The following is a 19706-nucleotide window of genomic DNA, read 5'->3' on the forward strand; positions in this document are numbered from 1 at the left end:
CTATTTGCGTTTGCTGCCGCCCAATAACGAACCCAGCAGCCCCCGCACCAACTGGCGCCCCATCTGATTGGCGGCCTGCTGCATGGCTGATTTCAACGCCTTGCCCGCAGTGGTCCCCAGGAAGGCACCCGCCTTGTCGGTGAAGCTCGGCTCTTCGGCGGCCGGAGCGGCCTGCTCGGCAGCCCCAAGTTCCTTGCGCGCCATCAGCACTTCATAGGCAGACTCACGATCCACCGGCTTGTCATAGCGCCCCAACAGCGGCGAACTGGCGATCAACGCTTTGCGTTCGGCTTCGGTGAGCGGCCCGATCCGCGATTGCGGGGGGGCAACCAGTACGCGCTGGACGACTTCCGGCGTGCCCTTTTCCTGCAAGGTTCCCACCAATGCCTCACCGGTGCCCAACTCTGTGAGCACTGACAAGGTATCGAATGTCGGGTTGGGCCGGAAACCATCCGCCACTGCCCGCAGCGATTTCTGTTCTTTGGCGGTGAACGCACGCAAACCGTGCTGGATGCGCAGGCCCAGTTGCGCCAGTACCGTATCCGGCAAGTCGCCCGGCGATTGGGTGACGAAATACACGCCGACGCCTTTGGAACGGATCAGGCGCACCACCTGCTCCAGGCGTTCCTGCAAGGCCTTTGGCGTATCGGCGAACAACAAGTGCGCCTCATCGAAAAACAATGCCAACAACGGTTTGTCGGCATCGCCGCGTTCCGGCAATTGTTCGAACAACTCTGCCAGCAGCCACAACAGGAAGGTCGCGTAGACCTTCGGCGCTTCATGCACCAAGCGGCTGGCGTCCAGCAGGTGGATGCGCCCACGTCCATCGCTGGCGAGCTGCAAAATATCTTCCAGTTGCAGGGCCGGCTCGCCAAACAAGGCTTCGGCGCCCTGCTGCTCCAGCACTGCCAGGCGCCGCAACAAAGCCTGGCTGGAACCGGTGGTCATCAAGGCGGCGTCTTCGCCCAGCAGTTCCGGGTGATAGCGCAGGTGATTGAGCAGTGCCTTGAGGTCCTTGAGATCCAGCAGCAACAGGCCTTCGCGGTCGGCCACTTTGAACGCCGCATAGAGCGCCGATTGCTGGCTGTCGGTGAGTTCCAACAGGCTGCCGAGCAACAGCGGGCCCATTTCACTGATGGTGGTGCGCAGTGGGTGACCGGATTGGCCGTGGATATCCCACAGGGTGACCGGGTACGCCTGGGCGGTGTAATTAAGGAAGGGCATACCAGCGATGCGCTCGGCCACTTTGCCCTGAGGGTTGGCGGCGGCGCCCAGGCCGCAGAGGTCGCCCTTGATGTCGGCAGCGAACACCGCCACACCCGCATCACTGAAGGCTTCTGCCAGGCGCTGCAAGGTGACGGTCTTGCCGGTGCCCGTGGCGCCAGCGATCAACCCATGACGGTTGGCCAGGCGCATGGACTGGGCGATGGGCTGGCCGTCAAGGCCGGCACCGATAAGCAGTTGTGTGGAGTCAGGCATTTCGTCACCTATGGTTAATCTTTAGTGCCGCGAGGTCGATATAGACGGATGTAAGCCCGACAAAGACTAAAAAACGGTCAGATAATTCCGATACGGACCAACGGAGCTATCACCAGAAATACCACACCTTTTTTGACGCTGCCATTTTGCGCCTCCCGCATAGGATGCGCCTCGGATATTAAGACCTTAGCGGACCCTTCAAGCCATGAACAAAAATCTGCGCTTCAGCCACAAGATCCTGCTTGCAGCCTCCCTTATCGTCATCGCCGCCTTTGCGTTGTTTACCCTCTACAACGACTACCTACAGCGCAACGCGATTCGTGACGACCTCAACAACTACCTGCACGAGATGGGCGACGTCACCGCCAGCAACATCCAGACCTGGCTCACCGGGCGTATCGCCCTGGTGGAAAACGCCGCACAGAACATCGCTATCAACCCTGAAAAAAGCGTGGTCGCCAGCCTGCTGGAGCAGAAAGCGCTGACCTCGTCATTCATGGCCACCTACGTCGGTGACAGCCAGGGCACATTCACCATCCGCCCTGACACCAAGATGCCCGACGGCTTCGACCCGCGTGTTCGCCCCTGGTACAAGGGCGCCCAGGCCAGTAATGGCTCGACCCTGACCGAGCCCTATATCGACGCGGCGACCGGCCAACTGATCATTTCTGTCGCTACGCCCAGCGCCAAGGGCGGCCAGAGCATCGGCGTGGTCGGCGGCGACCTGAGCCTGCAGACCTTGGTGGATAACATCGGCGCGCTGGATTTTGGCGGCATGGGCTATGCGTTCCTGGTCAGCGCTGACGGCAAAGTGCTGGTGCACCCGGATAAAGCCCTGGTGATGAAGACCCTGGCGGACGTTTATCCAAAAGACACGCCAAAGATCAGCGGTGACTTCAGCGAAGTGCAAGCCAACGGCAAGACCAATATCGTGACGTTCATACCGATCAAGGGTCTGCCCTCGGTGAACTGGTACCTGGGCGTTTCGGTGGATAAAGACAAGTCTTTCGCCATGCTCAGTGAGTTTCGCACCTCGGCGGTGATCGCCACGATCATTGCGGTGGTGATCATCATCGCCCTGCTCGGCATGCTCATCCGCGTCTTGCTGCAACCTTTGCACCTGATGACCCGGGCCATGCAGGACATTGCCGACGGTGAAGGCGACCTGACCCGCCGCCTGACCATCCAGAACAATGATGAATTCGGCACCCTAGGCAATGCGTTCAACCGCTTCGTGGAGCGCATTCATACCTCGATTCGCGAAGTGTCTTCCGCCACCGAGCACGTCAATGAAGTGGCCCTGCGAGTGGTCAGCGCCTCCAACTCGTCGATGGTCAACTCCGACGAACAGGCCAACCGCACCAACAGCGTCGCCGCCGCCATCAACCAACTGGGGGCCGCGGCCCAGGAGATCGCACGCAACGCCGCCCAAGCCTCCAGTCAGGCCAGCGATGCACGGCACCTGGCCGAGGACGGCCAGCAGGTGGTTGAACGCAATATCAAGGCGATGACGCAGTTATCCAGCATGATCAGCACCTCAAGTACCAATATCGAAGCACTTAACAGCAAAACGGTGAATATCGGCCAGATCCTTGAGGTGATCACCAGCATTTCCCAGCAAACCAACCTGCTGGCGCTCAACGCGGCGATCGAAGCGGCGCGCGCCGGGGAAGCCGGGCGTGGCTTTGCGGTGGTCGCCGATGAAGTGCGCAACCTGGCCCATCGCACTCAAGAGTCGGCGCAACAGGTGCAGACGATGATCGAAGAGCTGCAGGTGGGCGCCCGTGACTCGGTGACGACCATGAGCGAAAGCCAACGCCACAGCCTGGACAGCGTGGAAATCGCCAACCTGGCCGGCGAGCGCCTGAACAGCGTGACCCAGCGTATTGGCGAGATCGACGGCATGAACCAGTCGGTCGCCACCGCCACTGAAGAACAGACCTCGGTGGTGGAGTCGATCAATATGGACATCACCGAGATCAACACCCTCAACCAGGAGGGGGTGGAAAACCTGCAATCGACCCTGCGCGCCTGCTCGGACCTGGAACAACAGGCCTCGCGTTTGAAGCAGTTGGTGGGCAGCTTCCGGATCTGAAATTCACCTGTAGGAGCGAGCTTGCTCGCGAAAAACGTCAACGATAACGCGGGCTGCATGAAGAAACGCGGCGTCTGTGAGTTTTTCGCGAGCAAGCTCGCTCCTACAGCGTGGGTTTGTCCGCTCCCGCCACCGTCATGCTGCGAATCTAAACCGAACATCTATCCTTACCTCAGGTCCATCTAGGGAGAGCAATGGATCGGAGGGATGTTCATCGTGCATATCGCTGACATAACCATGTTCTACGCCCCGGCCAGCGGTGGCGTACGCACTTACCTTGACGCCAAGCACCGGCGTCTGACGCTCAAGCCGGGCATTCGCCACAGCCTGTTGATCCCCGGCGCACATTTGAGCGAACAGGACGGCATCTTCAAAGTACCGGCGCCCGCCCTGCCCTTCGGCAAAGGCTACCGTTTCCCCGTTCGCTTGGCGCCATGGCGAAATGTCCTGCACGATTTACAGCCCGACCTGATCGAAGTGGGCGATCCTTACCTGACCGCCTGGGCAGCCCTGGACGCACGGCGTCAGTTGGATGTGCCGGTCATCGGCTTCTACCACTCCGACCTGCCACTGCTGGTGAGCAACCGCATGGGGCCTTGGTTTACTCCCAATGTTGAAGCCTACGTACGCAAACTCTATGGGAATTTTGACCGGGTGCTCGCCCCCAGCCAGGTCATGGCCGACAAGCTCACCGGGCTTGGCGTCAGAAATGTCTTCGTACAACCCCTGGGCGTAGACCTGCAAACCTTCACCCCCGAGGTACGTGACCCCGGCCTGCGCGCCGAACTGGGGATTGGCGAAGACACTCGGCTATTGATCTTCGCCGGGCGCGGCTCCAAAGAGAAAAATCTGCCGGTGCTGCTCAACTGCATGAAGCGCCTGGGGGATGGCTACCACTTGCTGCTGGTGGGCTCCGGCATGCCCGCCAGCGTGCCAGACAATGTCACCGTCATTGATGGATTCCGGCCCGCCCAGCATGTTGCGCGGCTGATGGCCAGCGCCGATGCCTTGCTGCACGGTGGCGACCAGGAGACCTTCGGGCTGGTGATCCTGGAAGCCATGGCCTGCGGTATTCCGGTGGTCGCCGTGGCGGCCGGGGCCTTTACCGAGATTGTCGACGAGCGTTGTGGCCTGCTGTGCGCGCCGAACAACCCCAAGGCCATGGCCGATGCGGTGCGCGAGCTGTTCAGTACCGACAGCCGACGCCTGGGGGCCCAGGCTCGGCACCATGTCGAGCGGCATTATGCGTGGGATACGGTAGTCGACAGCCTGCTGGGGCATTACTACGCCGTGCTGGGCAGCCATGAACCGATGCTCGCCCATGGCTGAGCGCGCGCTGATGCTGGTACTGCACGACGTGGCACCGCACACCTGGGCCGACTACCGGCCCTTCGTCGAGGCCGTCGATGCATTGGGCAACGTGCCCATTACTTGGCTGGTAGTGCCGGACTTCCACCACCATGACGACCTGGCCGCCCACCGCGATTTTCGGCGCCTGCTCGATAGCCGTGTCGCCAAGGGCGATGAGCTCACCTTGCATGGTTATTACCATTGCGACGACCAACCTCGGCCGCGTACGCCAAAAGAATGGTTTATGCGACGCATCTATACCCACGAAGGCGAGTTTTATCAGTTGTCCGAGGCCGAGGCGTTGCGGCGGCTGACCGCCGGCATTGAGGTGTTCCAGCGCAATGGTTGGCCGCTGCATGGCTTTGTTGCGCCCGCCTGGTTGATGAGCGATGGCACCCGGAAGGCATTGCGCCAGTTGCCGCTGAGCTACACCAGCGACCCGCAACATTTTTATCGCTTGCCTGACTTCACGCCCATCGACGCTCCCGGCCTGGTGTGGAGTGCCCGCAGTGCCTGGCGCCGCGGGCTGTCCAAAATCCTCAGCGACCGCCGTGAACAGCGCTGGCAGACGGCTCCGCTGATCCGACTCGGATTGCACCCGGTGGACATGCGCCACAGGTTTTCTCGCGATTATTGGCTGCACACCCTGCAACGCCTGCTCAACGCGGGGCGCGTCCCCCAAACCAAGGCCGCCTGGCTGGCGACGCAGCCATGGGGCGACTGATCTGGCTGGTGCTGGCCCTCCTGGCGGCACTGGCCATTCCGGTGTGGCTGGGCGGCGGCGAAAGCATTGCGCGCCTGCGCCAGTTTCCGTTGCCCCAGTTGCTGGGGATGTTCGCCATGATCATCGGCTGCTGGCTGATCAACAGCCTGCGCATCCGCCTGTTGCTTGGCGAGCATCGCGCCCAGTTAGGGCCGCTTAAAAGCCTTGGCGTGGTGATATCCACCGAGTTCGCCATGTGCGCCACTCCCGGCGGCAGCGGCGGGCCGTTGACCCTGATGGCGCTGCTGGCACGTAACGGCGTGCGCCCTGCCCACGGCAGTGCGGTGTTCGCCATGGACCAATTGAGCGACTTGGTGTTTTTTCTCTGCGCACTGGTGGGGATCCTGCTGTATGCGCTGTTTCATAGCCTCAGCCCGCGCATGGAGTGGTTGCTGGGGCTCAGCGCCGTGTCGATGGTGGGTGGGGTGATCAGTGGCTGGGCCGTGGTGCATTTTCACCGGCGGCTGATTCGCCTGGCGGGTTTGGCACTCAAGGCCATGAAGGTCGGCGCTACCACCCGCCGACGCTGGGCGCGCCGGTTGCTGCGTTTTCTTGCGGCGTTCAGCGCCACCCTGAAGCTCCCCCGGAGTACCTTGCTTGGGGTCTTTGCGCTGACCAGCCTGCATTGGCTGCTGCGTTACAGCGTGCTGTACCTGGCGCTGCGCGGGTTGGGCGGTGAGGTGCAGTGGGCCTGGAGCTTTCTGATCCAGATGCTGTCGCTGACTGCCGGGCAGTTCAGCCTCGCGCCAGGCGGGGCCGGCGCAGCGGAGCTGACGTCCGCGGCACTGCTGGCGCCCATGGTGGGCACATCCACAGCGGCGGCGGCGATTCTGATCTGGCGCGCGGTGACCTATTACTTCTATTTGCTGGCCGGTGCGCCAGTGTTTCTATTGATGGTCGGCAAACCGCTGCTCAAGCGTCTTTTTCAGGGGCGGCAGGCGGCTCGTCCTGCGCCTGTGTCTGTTCCCATAAACGCGCCGCGCCTGGAAAATCAGTTCCATCCTCGGCATCCAGCGCGTCCGGGTCGTAACGACTCAAACAGCCCTCGCCCAAGGTAGCAGGCGCCCGTGAGGTGGCTTTATCGAGCGGGTCGCTCATGGGAATCTCCTGAAACAGAAATAAAAAAAGGGCCTGGAGAGTTTTACCTCCAGGCCCCGGTGTCTTTCAATCAAAACCGCTGAGTCAGAAAACCACGGTCTTGTTGCCGTGCACCAACACGCGGTCTTCCAAGTGGTAGCGCAAGCCACGGGCCAACACCATTTTCTCGACGTCACGGCCGAAGCGCACCATGTCTTCAATACTGTCGCTGTGGCTGACGCGCACCACGTCTTGCTCGATGATCGGGCCGGCGTCCAGCTCTTCGGTCACGTAGTGGCAGGTTGCACCAATCAACTTCACGCCACGCAGGGAAGCCTGGTGATACGGCTTAGCACCGACAAAGGACGGCAAGAAGCTGTGGTGAATGTTGATCACTTTGCCCGCGTATTCGCGGCACAGCTGCGGCGGCAGGATTTGCATGTAGCGCGCCAGCACCACCACATCCGCGTCGTGCTGCTTGACCAGGCGCGACACCTCGGCAAATGCCGGCTCCTTGTCCTGTGGGTTGACCGGCACATGGTAATAAGGGATGCCATGCCATTCGACCATGCTGCGCAGGTCGTCGTGGTTGGAGATCACGCAAGCAATCTCGCAATCGAGTTCGTCGCTGTGCCAGCGGTGCAGCAGGTCTGCCAGGCAGTGGGATTCGCGGCTGGCCATCAGCACCACGCGTTTCTTCTGCTCTGTATCAGTGATGTGCCAGCTCATCGAAAACTCTTCGGCAATCGGCGCAAACGCCTCGCGGAAGGCTTCCAGGCCAAAGGGCAGCGTATCGGCACGGATTTCGTGACGCATGAAAAACCAACCACTGAGATCGTCCGAGTGATGGCTCGCCTCAGTGATCCAGCCATTATGGGAAGCCAGAAAGTTACTGACCTTGGCAACGATGCCAACCCGGTCCGGGCAAGCAATCACCAGCCGAAAAGTGCGCATTAGGGGGAAACTCCAGAACTTCACAAAGGCGGCTATTCTAGCGATTGCGCAAAAAAACTGCAGTATTCCCTTGCACCTGATCTTGAGCCCTTGCCGTGGCAACACCCCTTAATCGTGTAAGGTTTTACCACCGCTATATGACGATACAAGGGCATGCTCAGGCCAGTAGCAAAAAATTAACGCGATTATCTTTGCGCATAACGCTTACTAATTAACTCATCGGCCAGGTTTTCTCACACACATTCAATGTCATTCACCTGAATAACGTCTTAAATGTTTACTTGATGAAATTGGCTGACTATTATTAGGCCACTCACCCTGTCAATCAGCGTTCTACATAAGGTAGTCCACATGTCACTGATCAACGAATACCGCGCCACCGAAGAAGCTATCAAAGAGCTGCAAGCCCGTTTGAAGAACCTGTCCGAAGACGACAAGCTGAAAACCGAGCTGGAATTTGAAGGCAAATTGCGCACCCTGATGGGTGAATACTCCAAATCCCTGCGTGACATCATCGCGCTGCTGGATCCAGAGTCGAAAGTTAAAGCACCGCGTGGCGCTGTGAAAACTACCGGCACCAAGCGTGCTCGCAAGGTCAAGCAGTACAAAAACCCGCACAACGGCGAAGTGATTGAAACCAAAGGTGGCAACCACAAAACTCTGAAAGAGTGGAAAGCCAAGTGGGGCGGTGACGTAGTTGAAGGTTGGGCAACCCTGCTGGGCTAAGCCCGGTCGGACGTTCACCCGATACGTCACACATGAAAAACGCCAGCTTGCTGGCGTTTTTTATTGTCGGAATATTCTGTAGTTATGCGCCTACAGATTCAGGCGCGCCGCTAAGGAATCTACATAGTCCTGCCATTGCGCCAGTACCTGACACTGAAACGATGTAGCACTAACCGCTAACTCCTCACACGCCTGCTTAAACCCCAACAGGGTATTCGGCGCCCCCCACTGCGCATCCGACAAACGTTGCTGACAGAAAAGTTTCCAGCGTTGTTGCTCCTCATTGTTCAAGGTTTCAGGAAAGTTACGCGCCCGGTAGCGAAATAATAATTCCGGCAAACGATGATCATCGAACGGCCACTGCTGACGGGCCAACTGCGCGGGCTCTGCCATGCGAACTTGCTCACATAAACGACGGTCACGGTCACCAATAAAACCATCGTAGAGCTGCTGCTCCGGGTCCGCGTTCGGCGCAAAGTCTTCCTCGGCATAAATGGCCGCTAACTTGTCCCGCCAAACTTCCTGTGCGTCAGTTAGCCGCAGCGCCCGCGCAAGGCAAGCCTCCTTATCCAATTGCAGGCGCTCCAGGTCTTGCGGACGCAGCACCTTTAACGGCGCGACCACCGGGCAACGGTTGATATGCAGCAACTTGAGCGGAACCGGCAGCTCACCTTCGGCCAACTCATCGCGGCGCGTGTAAAGACGCTGGCGCAGGGTCGCCGCATCCAGGTCCAACAGCCCTTGTGGATCGAGCCCCAGGTCACAGACGATCAAGGCATTGCGATTGCGCGGGTGCCAGGCCAGGGGCAAGACCACGCCCAAGTAATGGCGCTCGGCAGAAAAACGCCCGGAGATATGCACCATCGGTTGCAGCAACCGCACCTGATCCATGACCCGTTGTTTGCTGCGCAGTTGAAACAACCACTCATATAACTTCGGTTGTTTCTCCCGGACCAACCGCGCCAGGGCGATGGTTGCACGCACATCCGACAACGCGTCATGGGCCTGGCCATGGTCGATGCCGTTGGCCTCGGTCAAGCGTTCGAGCTTGAGGGTCACGCGCCCTTCCTGCTCGGGCCAGTTGATGCCCTCCGGCCGCAGGGCGTAGGCGGTGCGCATCACATCGATCAAGTCCCAGCGGCTGTTGCCGCCCTGCCACTCGCGCGCATACGGGTCGAAAAAATTGCGGTACAGACTGTAGCGCGTCATTTCATCGTCAAATCGCAGGGTGTTGTAGCCGGTGCCGCAGGTACCTGGCGCGGCCAGCTCGGCGTGCACCCGAGTCATGAAATCGGCTTCGGCAAGGCCCTTCTCGGCGAGGATACCCGGCGTGATACCCGTGATCGCGCAGGCTGCCGGATGAGGCAGGATATCGTCGCTGGGCTGGCAATAAAGATTGATCGGCGCACCGACCTCATTGAGCTCAAGGTCGGTGCGGATCCCGGCTACCTGGAGCGGACGATCGTTGCGCGGGTTGATGCCGGTGGTTTCATAGTCGTACCAGAAAATCGAGGTCACGGGCTATTCCTGTGCTGAAGACCGACAAAGTCTAGGCGCTGCAAGGCGTTCGGGGCCAGCGATACCTTACTGTATAAATATCCAGAAAAACCTCGGGTGGTTGCTTCCATCCTCGACACTGCTAGCATCCGTGTTTCTAAGTCGCCTCGCACTGCCAAGGATCGCAATGCCATCAACGCCTTTGGATACCCACTATCAGATAGAAACGCCGGAGGGCATCGACCTGCCCCTGCGCCCTGCTGGCCTGCCCTCCCGGGCATTGGCCTTTGCATTCGACCTGGGCGTGCGCGGGATCATCATGGGTATCCTGCTGGTGCCGCTGGCGTTGCTCGGCAATGTGGGGGTCGGGCTGGGTTCGCTGCTGCTGTTCCTGGTGAGCTGGTGGTACATGGTGTTGTTCGAAGTGCTCAACCAGGGCTGCTCGCCGGGCAAGCAGGTCATGGGCCTGCGCGTGGTACAGGATGACGGCACGCCCATCGGCTGGTCGGCATCGCTGATCCGTAACCTGCTGCGTTTTGTCGACATGCTGCCCTTCGGTTATTTCCTCGGCGCGATCAGCTGCCTGCAGCATCCGCACTTCAAGCGGCTCGGCGACCTGGCGGCCGGTACGCTGGTGGTGTACCGCGAACTGCCGCTGGCACGCCCAAGCATCCCTCAAGCACCCGCCCTGCGCCTGCCCTTCGCCCTGGCGTTGAGCGAACAGCGGGCCATCCTCGGTTTCGCCGAACGCCAGGCCGAGCTCTCGGCCGAACGGGTGCATGAACTGGCCGCCATCCTCGCCGAGCCCCTGCAGGTGTCTGCGCCGCGTGCCGTGGAGCAACTCAACGGTGTAGCCCGTGGTTTGTTGGGGCCAACATGAAACAGAGCCTTTTTGAAAGCCGCCACCAGCACCAATGGCAAACCTTCGCCGAGCAGTTGACGCAACTGGAGCAAGGTAAAGCCAAGGCCGCCGATGTTGCCGACTTCCCGCATCAATATCGACGCCTGTGCCAACACCTGGCCCTGGCTCAGCAGCGGGGCTATAGCAGTTACCTGGTCGACCCGTTGCAACAGCTTGCACTACGTGGCCATCAACAACTGTATCGCCATCGCAGCCAACTGACGGCGAACATACTGGCGTTTCTTCTGGCCGGCTTCCCGCGCCTGGTACGCGAACAGTGGCGCTTTGTGCTGATCGCCGGCCTGCTGTTCTTTGGCAGCCTGGTGGGGATAGCCCTGCTGGTGTACCTGTTCCCGGACCTTGTCTACAGCATCATCAGCCCCCAGCAGGTGGCCGAGATGCAGGGCATGTACAACCCCGACGCCAGCCGCTTGGGCCGCGCGGCCGAACGTGCCGCCAGCGAAGACTGGATGATGTTTGGCTATTACGTGATGCACAACATCGGCATCGCCTTCCAGACCTTTGCCGCCGGCCTGTTGTTTGGCCTTGGCAGTGTGTTCTTCCTGATTTTCAACGGTCTGGTCATAGGTGCGGTCTCCGGGCACCTTACCGACATCGGCTATGGCCAGACCTTCTGGTCGTTTGTCATGGGTCACGGCGCATTCGAGTTGACCGCCATCACACTGGCCGGTGCCGCAGGCTTGCAACTGGGCTGGTCACTGGTCGCCCCCGGGCGCTTGGCGCGCAGCGAGGCCCTGCGCCTGGCCGCGCGCAAAAGCGTACGGATGCTCTGCGGTGTCATGGTGTTTCTGTTGATCGCAGCCTTTATCGAAGCCTACTGGTCCTCAACCACTGGCATTGAGCCCTGGATCAAATACGCAGTAGGCGTCGCGCTCTGGCTGCTGGTGGCCGCTTACCTGACCCTGGCCGGGCGGAGTCGCCATGCGCCTGACTGACGCCAGCGTGGTGATTCGCCCGCGCACTTCCTGGGAAGCCATGGACCTGGGTGTGCTCATGGCCAGGGAACACCGCGCTCTGCTGATGGGCAGCTGGGCGCTGGTGAGCCTGCCGGTATTCAGCCTGTTGACAGTGCTGCTCTGGAATTACCCGTCTTTGGCCATGTTCCTGTTCTGGTGGCTCAAGCCGGCCTTCGACCGCTTGCCGCTGTACATTCTGTCCAAGGCCCTGTTTGGTGAGCCCCCCAGCCTCAAACAGGCCGTTCGCCATTGGCCGCAGTTGCTCAAGGGGCAACTGTTCGCCAGCCTGACCTGGCGGCGGCTGAGCATGAGCCGCAGCTTCACCCTGCCCGTCAGCCAACTGGAAGGCCTTGACGGTGACGCACGTCAACGACGCCTTGGGGTGTTGCTGCAACGAAACGCTGGCGCCGCACGCTGGCTGACGACGATCGGCGTGCACCTGGAAATCGGCCTGTGGTTTGGCGCCATGGCCCTTTTCTATCTCTTCATCCCGCAACAGATCGAACTGGACTGGGACTGGCAACGGCTGGTATTGGCGTCAGGCTCGGACGTGCTTTGGCTGGAGCACCTGGGCAATGCCTTCTATGCCCTGATCCTGGTGTTCTGGGAACCTATCTATGTCGCCTGTGGCTTCAGCCTGTACCTCAACCGCCGCACGGTGTTGGAGGCCTGGGACCTGGAACTGGTATTCCGTCGCCTGCGCCAGCGCCTGAGCAACGTCGCACCGCTGTTGTTGCTGGTCGTCGGCTTGGCGCTGCTACACGTCAGCCCACCCGCCATGGCAGATGAAGCCACAGCCCATAAGCCCCTCAGCACCCAGGCCGCCAGCCAATCCATCCAGGCATTGCTGGAAAAGCCCCCCTTCAAGAACCCGGAAACCGTCACACGCTATCGGTTTGGTGAAGAAAAAGCGCCGGTTAAAAACAAGGCCAAGGGCGACGGTAAATTACCTGGCTGGCTCCAGACACTACTCGACAACTTCAACAGCGACACCTTCAAATACGTCGCCAAAACCTTGGAAATACTGCTCTGGAGCCTTGTGATTGGCGGCCTGGCTCTGGTGTGCTGGCGTTACCGTGAATGGTTGCGCACCTTCGTCAGCCGCCTTGGGCCCACTCGCACGGCCGCTCCCTCGCCCGTTCCCGCTCAGTTGTTCGGGCTGGAGCTGGGCACCGAGACATTGCCCGAAGACATCGCCAGCACCGCCGAACAGCTATGGCCCACCCAGCCCCGGGAAGCCCTTGGCCTGCTGTATCGCGGGTTGCTCAGCCGGCTGTTGCATGAGTTCGACCTGCCACTGACAAGCGCCGCTACCGAGGGGCAGGTACTGGAGCGTGTTCACCATTTGCAACAACCGCAGTTACTGGCGTTCAGCGACGAACTGACACGCCACTGGCAAAACCTGGCCTATGGTCACCGTCTGCCGCCCTCTTCAGCCCAACAAAAACTGTGCAGCGACTGGCGCGCTCTCTTCAGTGACGGAGCGGGCCAATGAACCGGGCGTTATGGTGGGTAGCGCTGCTACTGGCATGCCTGTTGGGTGCGGGCGGCCTATATGCCTGGCACAAGGCAATTCCCTACGACGAAGTGGTAGATCGCGGCCCGTCGCCAGAGGCACGCGCCAACCCTTACCTGGCCGCCGAACACTTTCTGCGCCAGCAAGGCGTGATGGTGGCGCATGCCAATGGCCTTGAACGACTCGCCGAGCTGCCCGCCAAAGGCCATAGCCTATTGCTGCTGGGGGAGCGCAGCAACATGACCCCACGCCAGGTCGAACAACTGCTGGGCTGGGCAAAAGCCGGCGGCCACCTGCTACTGGTCGCCGAGGCGTTATGGGATGAAGAAACCGGCACAAGCGGTGACCTGCTGCTTGATCGCCTCACTGTCCGCCAAACCTTGAGCGACACCTTCGACGAACCCGCACCACCGCGTAAAAAAACCAAGCCGGACCTGACCAAGCTGTATGTCGACAACGAAACGGCACCGGCGTATTTCAGTTTTGACACCGACTTCAACCTCACCGACCCCAAGCATCTGGCGCAGTTTTCCGCCAACAGCGCCAAGTCCAGCCACCTGATGCAACTTGAGCTGGGGCAAGGCCGCGTCACGGTGATCACCGACAGCGACCTGTGGAAAACCGCGGATATCGGCAAACATGATAACGCCTGGTTGCTGTGGTATCTGAACCAGGGCACTGACGTCACCTTGCTGTTCAACAGCGACACGGACGATCTGTTTACCCTGTTGCTCCGTAATTTCCCCCAGGCCCTCGTCGCCTTGGTTGCACTGCTTGCCCTGGGGTTGTGGCACGCAGGCATGCGTCAGGGCCCGATCCAGGCGCCGGCGCCCAAGGCCCGTCGCCAGCTGCAGGAACACTTGAAGGCCAGCGCGGATTTCCTGTTGCGCCGCAGTGGCCAGGGCACGTTGTTGAAAGCCTTGCAGAACGACATTCTGCGCGCAGCCCGGCGACGCCACCCCGGTTTCGAACACCTTGATGCGCCAGGGCAACGCCAAGTGCTGGAGCACCTTACGCGACAACCCCCTCATATCATCAGCCAGGCGTTAGAGCCCGTTGCGCTGAAGCGGCTTTCCAGCGCCGACTTCAGCCGACAGGTGGCGTGCCTGCAAACCCTCAGGAATGCCTTATGAGCGACTCTCCACTGGCCACCGCCCTGACCGCCGAGAACCTTCAGCATGCCAGCCAGCAGGCCCAGGCGCTGCGCGTGGAATTGCGCAAGGCCGTGATTGGCCAGGACGCGGTGATTGACGACGTGCTCACTGCCCTGATCGCAGGCGGCCACGTACTGCTGGAAGGCGTGCCCGGCCTGGGCAAGACCTTGCTGGTACGCGCCCTGGCCCGCTGCTTTGGCGGTGATTTTGCCCGTATCCAGTTTACCCCGGACCTGATGCCCAGCGATGTCACCGGCCACGCCGTGTACGACTTGCAGACCGAACAGTTCAAACTGCGCAAGGGGCCGTTATTCACCCACCTGCTGCTGGCCGACGAGATCAACCGGGCACCGGCCAAAACCCAAGCAGCGCTTCTTGAAGCCATGCAGGAACGTCAAGTGACCCTTGAGGGTGAGGCATTACCCATCGGCCAACCCTTCATGGTACTGGCGACCCAGAACCCCATCGAGCAGGAAGGCACCTACCCACTGCCCGAGGCCGAGCTGGACCGGTTCATGCTCAAGGTGCGAATGGACTACCCAGATGCTCTACAAGAGCTGGATATGGTCCGCGAAGTGACACGCTCGTCCAAGGCCGACATGCTGGAGGTACAGCCGTTGCGTACGGTGCTGCAAGCCGAGGACGTAGTAACGATGCAGCAAATTGCCAGTGACCTGCCGTTGGATGAGCAGGTGCTCGACTACGCCGTGCGCCTGGCCCGTGCCACGCGCAGTTGGCCGGGGCTGGCCATCGGTGCCGGCCCCAGGGCCTCCATTGCCCTGGTACGCGGCGCCCGTGCCCGTGCGTTATTGCGCGGTGGCGAATTTGTCACCCCCGATGACATCAAGGGCTGCGCCCTGGCGGTACTGCGTCACCGGGTACGCATCGCACCCGAACTGGACATCGACGGCCTTGAAGTCGACCAGGTGCTCCAGCAGTTACTCGACCAGATTGCAGCACCAAGGCAATGACGCGGCCATGAAACCGACTCGTCTGCTGCTGACCTGGCTGGGCGTTCTGCTCGGCTTGAACATCTTGCTGGGCGCCTCGGCAGCGTTGCAGTTGAAAGTGCCCGCCACCTTGCATTCCCTGGCCTGGGGCCTGCTGCTGGCCCTGTTGCTGCTGGCGATGCTGGATGCTGCACGCTTGCGTCGCCGCCCTTCGGCCCGCGTGTACAGGGCATTGCCCGGTAGCCTGGCGCTGGGGCGCTGGGAAGAAATACGTCTGTGCCTGGAGCACGACTACCCGCAACCACTGACCGCGCAGGTGTTCGATCACGTGCCCGATGGCCTGGCGGTGGATAATCTGCCTCAATCCATTCAACTACGCCCCGGTGAACGTGCTGAGCTGGGCTATCGCGTGCGCCCCTGGCGGCGCGGGCACTTCCATTTCCGTCGCTGCGAGCTGCTGCTGCCCAGCCCATTGGGGCTGTGGTCGGCACGACGCTGGGTCGAGACCCACGATGCCACCCGTGTTTACCCGGATTTCGCGCGCTTATACGGCGCGCAGTTGCGGGGTGTGGATAACTGGCTAAGCCAACTGGGCGTGCGCCAACATCAGCGGCGAGGATTGGGCCTGGAGTTTCACCAGCTGCGCGAGTTTCGTGAAGGCGACAGCCTGCGTCAGATCGACTGGAAAGCCACCGCCCGCCAACGAACGCCCATTGCCCGGGAATATCAGGATGAGCGCGACCAGCAAATCGTGTTCATGCTTGATTGCGGCCAGCACATGCGCAGCCAGGATGATGAGCTGTCCCATTTCGATCACGCCCTCAACGCCTGCCTGCTGCTGAGCTATGTCGCCTTGCGCCAGGGCGATGCCGTAGGGCTGTGCACGTTCGCCAGCGACCAGCCGCGCTACCTGAAGCCGGTCAAGGGTAGTGGCCAATTGAACCTGTTGCTCAATGCGGTCTACGACCTGCAGACCACGCGAAAAACCGCCGACTACCAGGCTGCCGCCAGCCAATTGCTGGCACGGCAAAAACGCCGGGCACTGGTGATCATCGTCACCAACCTGCGGGATGAGGAGGATGAAGCCTTGATGGCCGCCGTCCAGCGTATCGGTAGGCATCACCGCGTACTGGTGGCCAGTCTGAGGGAAGAGGTCCTCGACCAACTACGCCAGGCCCCTGTGCAAACATTGCCCGAAGCGCTGGCTTACTGCGGCACGGTCGATTACCTCAATACCCGCAACCAACGCCATGATCGCTTGAGTGCCCATGGGCTCTCGGTGCTGGATACCTTGCCATCGGCGCTGGGTGCCGGGCTCGTCACGCGCTATCTGGAGTGGAAAAAGGCCGGGGTATTCTGAGGATGACTGCGCAGGGCCATGGCCAGGAAACAGCCACGACCCCACGCATAATTCAGACAGAGGCCTGCAAAGGATAAAAGCTGAAGTACTGCAACAGCGCGTTGATCAGATGCCGGTACTCTTCGGGCGCCTCGAGCACGCTGAACCCCGAGTCGTAATGCTGCGGGGTGACATCTTCGTGGCTCCACAAGCAGGTTGCCGTGAGGTCAATCGCCTTGAACTCGCCTTGCGCCGCCGGCACTTTCAAGCGCAGCTCGAAATCCACCTCGGTCATCATGGGTAACGAACTGATCAGCATCAGCCCGTTTTCAGACACATTTCCAAGAAAGCCGATTGGCTTGTCAGTAATACGATTGAACACCTGCAAAAAATACGGCAGTTGATGCCGTTCGATCCGTCGTTCGGTAAACATGGTGAAGTCGCCATCCAATAGCCAAAAATCTGGCCGTGCCAGTGATTCGGAACAAGCAACCGCTTGCTCTCCCTGGATCTCGGTGTGACAACAGGTACCGCTTGCCACCAAACAGCTGCCGAATCCGGGCCTTGCATCCGTTCGAATGGGAAACTGCACAAACAGACATTCAAAGAATAGCGCAAGACTGGCGACCGGCCAGCTATGACGCGACAAATACCCTTACAGCGACGCAGGCCGTGGTTTTGCCAGGCCTGCAGCTGGTAGATGCCCCAGTTGCTGCAAGGTATCGAGCCGGGCGCGGGCTCGATAGGCGTACTCGCTCGACGGATACTGGCCGATGATGAACTGATAGGTCTGTGCGGCATCGACAAACAGTTTCTGGCGCTCCAGGCACTGCCCGCGCAACATCGAAACCTCCGGTTGCACGTAGCGGCGGGTACGGCTCTCGCGATCGACCTGGGACAACTCCAGGGTGACACGCTGGCAATCACCGACCCCATAGGCGCGGTAAGCGTTGTTCAAATGGTGGTCCATCGACCAGCGGGTACAGCCGACAACACTGACGGCCAGGGCAGCAACGAGCAAAATTCGCATGGGGTTCTCCTGTCTTGTGCAGTGTATCGACCCCTGGTCGAAAATCTTCAAGGCGTTTGCCCATTCAACCGCAGCCAAAACAAGCCAATCGTCGATAAGTAGTGCAAACGAACAATGACTACAACGAAAGAGCATAGTAGCCTTCCCCAGCGCTTGAACTCAGGAGTCCGTGCATGTCCGTCCGTCGTACCAAAATCGTCGCCACCCTTGGCCCGGCCAGTAACTCGCCGGAAGTCCTCGAACAGCTGATTCTGGCTGGTTTGGACGTCGCCCGTCTGAACTTCTCCCACGGCACCCCGGACGAGCACAAGGCTCGCGCCAAGCTGGTGCGTGACCTCGCCGCCAAGCATGGCCGCTTCGTTGCACTGTTGGGCGACCTGCAAGGCCCGAAAATCCGTATCGCCAAATTCACCAACAAGCGGATCGAGCTGAAGATTGGTGACAAATTCACCTTCTCCACCAGCCACCCGCTGACCGAAGGCACCCAGGACGTGGTGGGCATCGACTACCCGGACCTGGTCAAGGACTGCGGCGTCGGTGACGAGCTGCTGCTGGACGACGGCCGTGTGGTGATGCGCGTCGACACCGCCACGCCAACCGAACTGAACTGCACCGTGATCATCGGCGGCCCGCTGTCCGACCACAAAGGCATCAACCGTCGCGGTGGTGGCCTGACGGCGCCGGCCCTGACTGAAAAAGACAAGGCCGACATCAAGCTCGCCGCCGAAATGGAAGTGGACTACCTCGCCGTGTCCTTCCCGCGCGACGCCGCCGACATGGAATACGCTCGTAAGCTGCGCGACGAAGCCGGCGGTACCGCCTGGCTGGTAGCGAAGATCGAACGTGCTGAAGCCGTGGCCGACGATGAAACCCTCGACGGCCTGATCAAGGCTTCCGATGCCGTGATGGTTGCCCGTGGCGACCTGGGCGTGGAAATCGGTGACGCCGAGCTGATCGGTATCCAGAAGAAGATCATCCTGCACGCACGCCGCCACAACAAAGCGGTGATCGTGGCGACCCAGATGATGGAGTCGATGATCCAGAACCCGATGCCGACCCGTGCCGAAGTGTCCGACGTGGCCAACGCCGTGCTCGACTACACCGACGCCGTGATGCTCTCGGCTGAAAGTGCTGCCGGCCCGTACCCGCTGGAGGCCGTGCAGGCCATGGCGCGTATCTGCGTCGGTGCCGAAAAGCACCCGACCAGCAAGACCTCCAGCCACCGCATCGGCAAGGTCTTCGAAAGCTGCGACCAGAGCATCGCCCTGGCTGCCATGTACACCGCCAACCACTTCCCGGGCGTGAAAGCGATCATCGCTTTGACCGAAAGTGGCTACACGCCGTTGATCATGTCGCGCATCCGCTCCTCGGTGCCGATCTACGCGTTCACCCCACACCGCGAAGCCCAGGCCCGCGCGGCCATGTTCCGTGGCGTGTACACCATCCCGTTCGACCCGGCGTCGCTGGCGCCGAACGAAGTCAGCCAGAAGGCGATCGACGAGCTGGTTAAACGCGGCGTCGTGGAGAAAGGCGACTGGGTCATCCTGACCAAGGGCGACAGCTACCACACCACCGGTGGCACCAATGGCATGAAGATCCTGCATGTAGGCGACCCGCAGGTCTGAGTGACAGGCTGAAAAACAAAAGCCCCGCCATGTGAATGGCGGGGCTTTTTGCATTTCAATGCAGGCCAATGTGTTGAACTTCAGGGCCTGATCGCAGCATAGGTATCTACAAAACTCTGTAGCGCTCAACACTAACCACGATGCGAAGCGAGCCGCTCTTGATCTTGATCTGCTTGTGATCTTGATCTTAAGCGCCCCGTCAAACCACGCTGGCCGGAATTCGACAGGGATTTGGGGGGTAAACCGGCAGGGATGCCGGTTTAGCCGCCCCGC

Annotated in this window: 17 protein-coding genes and 1 pseudogene; 13 read left to right on the top strand and 5 right to left on the bottom strand. The window is 60.6% G+C overall.

From position 1 onward, the window contains the following. The gene (locus tag ACWHXD_RS24935; protein WP_138762276.1) at positions 1 to 1479 is read right to left on the bottom strand and encodes a helicase HerA-like domain-containing protein; all 1479 of its coding nucleotides are present in this window, start codon (positions 1477 to 1479) and stop codon (positions 1 to 3) included. 205 nt (positions 1480 to 1684) lie between these two features. Here ACWHXD_RS24935 and ACWHXD_RS24940 point away from each other — a divergent pair. The 5 genes and pseudogenes from ACWHXD_RS24940 to gpgF form a co-directional block, all read left to right on the top strand. Further along, positions 1685 to 2716 (top strand): annotated as a pseudogene (locus ACWHXD_RS24940) (HAMP domain-containing protein); the annotation flags it as partial. A gap of 93 nt (positions 2717 to 2809) precedes the next feature. Further along, a complete protein-coding gene (locus ACWHXD_RS24945; RefSeq protein WP_370694806.1) occupies positions 2810 to 3574 on the top strand; it encodes a methyl-accepting chemotaxis protein in 765 nt (254 codons plus the stop codon). Positions 3575 to 3781: 207 nt separating this feature from the next. Continuing rightward, the gene (gpgS, locus tag ACWHXD_RS24950) at positions 3782 to 4903 is read left to right on the top strand and encodes an N-acetylglucosaminyl phosphatidylglycerol synthase (protein ID WP_138762274.1); all 1122 of its coding nucleotides are present in this window, start codon (positions 3782 to 3784) and stop codon (positions 4901 to 4903) included. After that, positions 4896 to 5648 carry an N-acetylglucosaminyl phosphatidylglycerol deacetylase gene (gpgD, locus tag ACWHXD_RS24955; protein ID WP_138762273.1) on the top strand — a complete coding sequence of 251 codons (753 nt, stop codon included), beginning with the start codon at positions 4896 to 4898 and terminating at the stop codon, positions 5646 to 5648. The genes gpgS and gpgD overlap by 8 nt, the downstream gene beginning before the upstream one ends. Then, complete coding sequence (gene gpgF / locus ACWHXD_RS24960) at positions 5636 to 6745, top strand: glucosaminyl phosphatidylglycerol flippase (protein ID WP_032895486.1); 1110 nt, start codon at positions 5636 to 5638, stop codon at positions 6743 to 6745. The genes gpgD and gpgF overlap by 13 nt, the downstream gene beginning before the upstream one ends. A gap of 124 nt (positions 6746 to 6869) precedes the next feature. On the opposite strand, the gene purU is transcribed toward gpgF, so the two are convergent. Continuing rightward, entirely contained in the window at positions 6870 to 7718 is an 849-nt protein-coding gene (gene purU / locus ACWHXD_RS24965; RefSeq protein WP_098950494.1) for a formyltetrahydrofolate deformylase, read from the bottom strand. Positions 7719 to 8069: 351 nt separating this feature from the next. Between purU and mvaT the strand changes: the two genes are divergently transcribed. Next, positions 8070 to 8444: a histone-like nucleoid-structuring protein MvaT gene (gene mvaT / locus ACWHXD_RS24970; protein WP_019821235.1), complete on the top strand. Its 375-nt coding sequence runs from the start codon at positions 8070 to 8072 to the stop codon at positions 8442 to 8444. Between the two features lie 90 nt (positions 8445 to 8534). Here mvaT and sbcB read toward each other — a convergent pair whose 3' ends face one another. Further along, positions 8535 to 9962, bottom strand: a complete 1428-nt coding sequence (gene sbcB, locus ACWHXD_RS24975; protein WP_138762272.1) for an exodeoxyribonuclease I — start codon at positions 9960 to 9962, stop codon at positions 8535 to 8537. Between the two features lie 166 nt (positions 9963 to 10128). Here sbcB and ACWHXD_RS24980 point away from each other — a divergent pair, with 166 nt between their 5' ends. From ACWHXD_RS24980 to ACWHXD_RS25005, 6 genes are read left to right on the top strand one after another with little or no spacing between them, the layout of a single operon-like run. Further along, on the top strand, positions 10129 to 10821 hold the full coding sequence (locus ACWHXD_RS24980; RefSeq protein WP_003193896.1) for an RDD family protein: 693 nt from the start codon (positions 10129 to 10131) through the stop codon (positions 10819 to 10821). Beyond that, positions 10818 to 11798, top strand: a complete 981-nt coding sequence (locus ACWHXD_RS24985; RefSeq protein ID WP_138762271.1) for a stage II sporulation protein M — start codon at positions 10818 to 10820, stop codon at positions 11796 to 11798. The genes ACWHXD_RS24980 and ACWHXD_RS24985 overlap by 4 nt, the downstream gene beginning before the upstream one ends. Beyond that, complete coding sequence (locus tag ACWHXD_RS24990) at positions 11785 to 13314, top strand: DUF4129 domain-containing protein (protein ID WP_138762270.1); 1530 nt, start codon at positions 11785 to 11787, stop codon at positions 13312 to 13314. Before ACWHXD_RS24985 ends, ACWHXD_RS24990 begins: the two co-directional genes overlap by 14 nt. Then, positions 13311 to 14468 (top strand): DUF4350 domain-containing protein, encoded by a 1158-nt coding sequence (locus ACWHXD_RS24995; protein WP_138762269.1) that lies wholly within the window; start codon positions 13311 to 13313, stop codon positions 14466 to 14468. The genes ACWHXD_RS24990 and ACWHXD_RS24995 overlap by 4 nt, the downstream gene beginning before the upstream one ends. Then, positions 14465 to 15460 (top strand): AAA family ATPase, encoded by a 996-nt coding sequence (locus ACWHXD_RS25000; protein ID WP_138762268.1) that lies wholly within the window; start codon positions 14465 to 14467, stop codon positions 15458 to 15460. Before ACWHXD_RS24995 ends, ACWHXD_RS25000 begins: the two co-directional genes overlap by 4 nt. Positions 15461 to 15467: 7 nt before the next feature. After that, positions 15468 to 16799: a DUF58 domain-containing protein gene (locus ACWHXD_RS25005; protein WP_138762267.1), complete on the top strand. Its 1332-nt coding sequence runs from the start codon at positions 15468 to 15470 to the stop codon at positions 16797 to 16799. A gap of 52 nt (positions 16800 to 16851) precedes the next feature. Here ACWHXD_RS25005 and ACWHXD_RS25010 read toward each other — a convergent pair whose 3' ends face one another. Together ACWHXD_RS25010 and ACWHXD_RS25015 are read right to left on the bottom strand one after the other, a co-directional pair. Continuing rightward, positions 16852 to 17211, bottom strand: a complete 360-nt coding sequence (locus tag ACWHXD_RS25010) for a PilZ domain-containing protein (protein ID WP_032895475.1) — start codon at positions 17209 to 17211, stop codon at positions 16852 to 16854. Positions 17212 to 17433: 222 nt separating this feature from the next. Continuing rightward, a complete protein-coding gene (locus tag ACWHXD_RS25015) occupies positions 17434 to 17808 on the bottom strand; it encodes a tetratricopeptide repeat protein (RefSeq protein ID WP_032895474.1) in 375 nt (124 codons plus the stop codon). Positions 17809 to 17981: 173 nt separating this feature from the next. Between ACWHXD_RS25015 and pyk the strand changes: the two genes are divergently transcribed. Further along, positions 17982 to 19433 (top strand): pyruvate kinase, encoded by a 1452-nt coding sequence (gene pyk / locus ACWHXD_RS25020; RefSeq protein ID WP_003193904.1) that lies wholly within the window; start codon positions 17982 to 17984, stop codon positions 19431 to 19433. Positions 19434 to 19706: the final 273 nt, after the last annotated feature.

The sequence above is a fragment of the Pseudomonas fjordensis genome (genome assembly GCF_976987115.1).

Excerpts from the sequence above, each read along its gene's own strand:
- mvaT (WP_019821235.1), top strand. The coding sequence starts at position 8,070 with ATGTCACTGATCAACGAATACCGCGCCACCGAAGAAGCTATCAAAGAG.
- ACWHXD_RS25005 (WP_138762267.1), top strand. The coding sequence starts at position 15,468 with ATGAAACCGACTCGTCTGCTGCTGACCTGGCTGGGCGTTCTGCTCGGC.
- ACWHXD_RS24990 (WP_138762270.1), top strand. The coding sequence starts at position 11,785 with ATGCGCCTGACTGACGCCAGCGTGGTGATTCGCCCGCGCACTTCCTGG.
- purU (WP_098950494.1), bottom strand. The coding sequence starts at position 7,718 with ATGCGCACTTTTCGGCTGGTGATTGCTTGCCCGGACCGGGTTGGCATC.
- gpgD (WP_138762273.1), top strand. The coding sequence starts at position 4,896 with ATGGCTGAGCGCGCGCTGATGCTGGTACTGCACGACGTGGCACCGCAC.
- ACWHXD_RS25000 (WP_138762268.1), top strand. The coding sequence starts at position 14,465 with ATGAGCGACTCTCCACTGGCCACCGCCCTGACCGCCGAGAACCTTCAG.
- ACWHXD_RS24985 (WP_138762271.1), top strand. The coding sequence starts at position 10,818 with ATGAAACAGAGCCTTTTTGAAAGCCGCCACCAGCACCAATGGCAAACC.
- gpgS (WP_138762274.1), top strand. The coding sequence starts at position 3,782 with ATGTTCATCGTGCATATCGCTGACATAACCATGTTCTACGCCCCGGCC.
- ACWHXD_RS24935 (WP_138762276.1), bottom strand. The coding sequence starts at position 1,479 with ATGCCTGACTCCACACAACTGCTTATCGGTGCCGGCCTTGACGGCCAG.
- ACWHXD_RS24945 (WP_370694806.1), top strand. The coding sequence starts at position 2,810 with ATGGTCAACTCCGACGAACAGGCCAACCGCACCAACAGCGTCGCCGCC.
- ACWHXD_RS24995 (WP_138762269.1), top strand. The coding sequence starts at position 13,311 with ATGAACCGGGCGTTATGGTGGGTAGCGCTGCTACTGGCATGCCTGTTG.
- ACWHXD_RS24980 (WP_003193896.1), top strand. The coding sequence starts at position 10,129 with ATGCCATCAACGCCTTTGGATACCCACTATCAGATAGAAACGCCGGAG.
- pyk (WP_003193904.1), top strand. The coding sequence starts at position 17,982 with ATGTCCGTCCGTCGTACCAAAATCGTCGCCACCCTTGGCCCGGCCAGT.
- ACWHXD_RS25015 (WP_032895474.1), bottom strand. The coding sequence starts at position 17,808 with ATGCGAATTTTGCTCGTTGCTGCCCTGGCCGTCAGTGTTGTCGGCTGT.
- ACWHXD_RS25010 (WP_032895475.1), bottom strand. The coding sequence starts at position 17,211 with ATGTTTACCGAACGACGGATCGAACGGCATCAACTGCCGTATTTTTTG.
- gpgF (WP_032895486.1), top strand. The coding sequence starts at position 5,636 with ATGGGGCGACTGATCTGGCTGGTGCTGGCCCTCCTGGCGGCACTGGCC.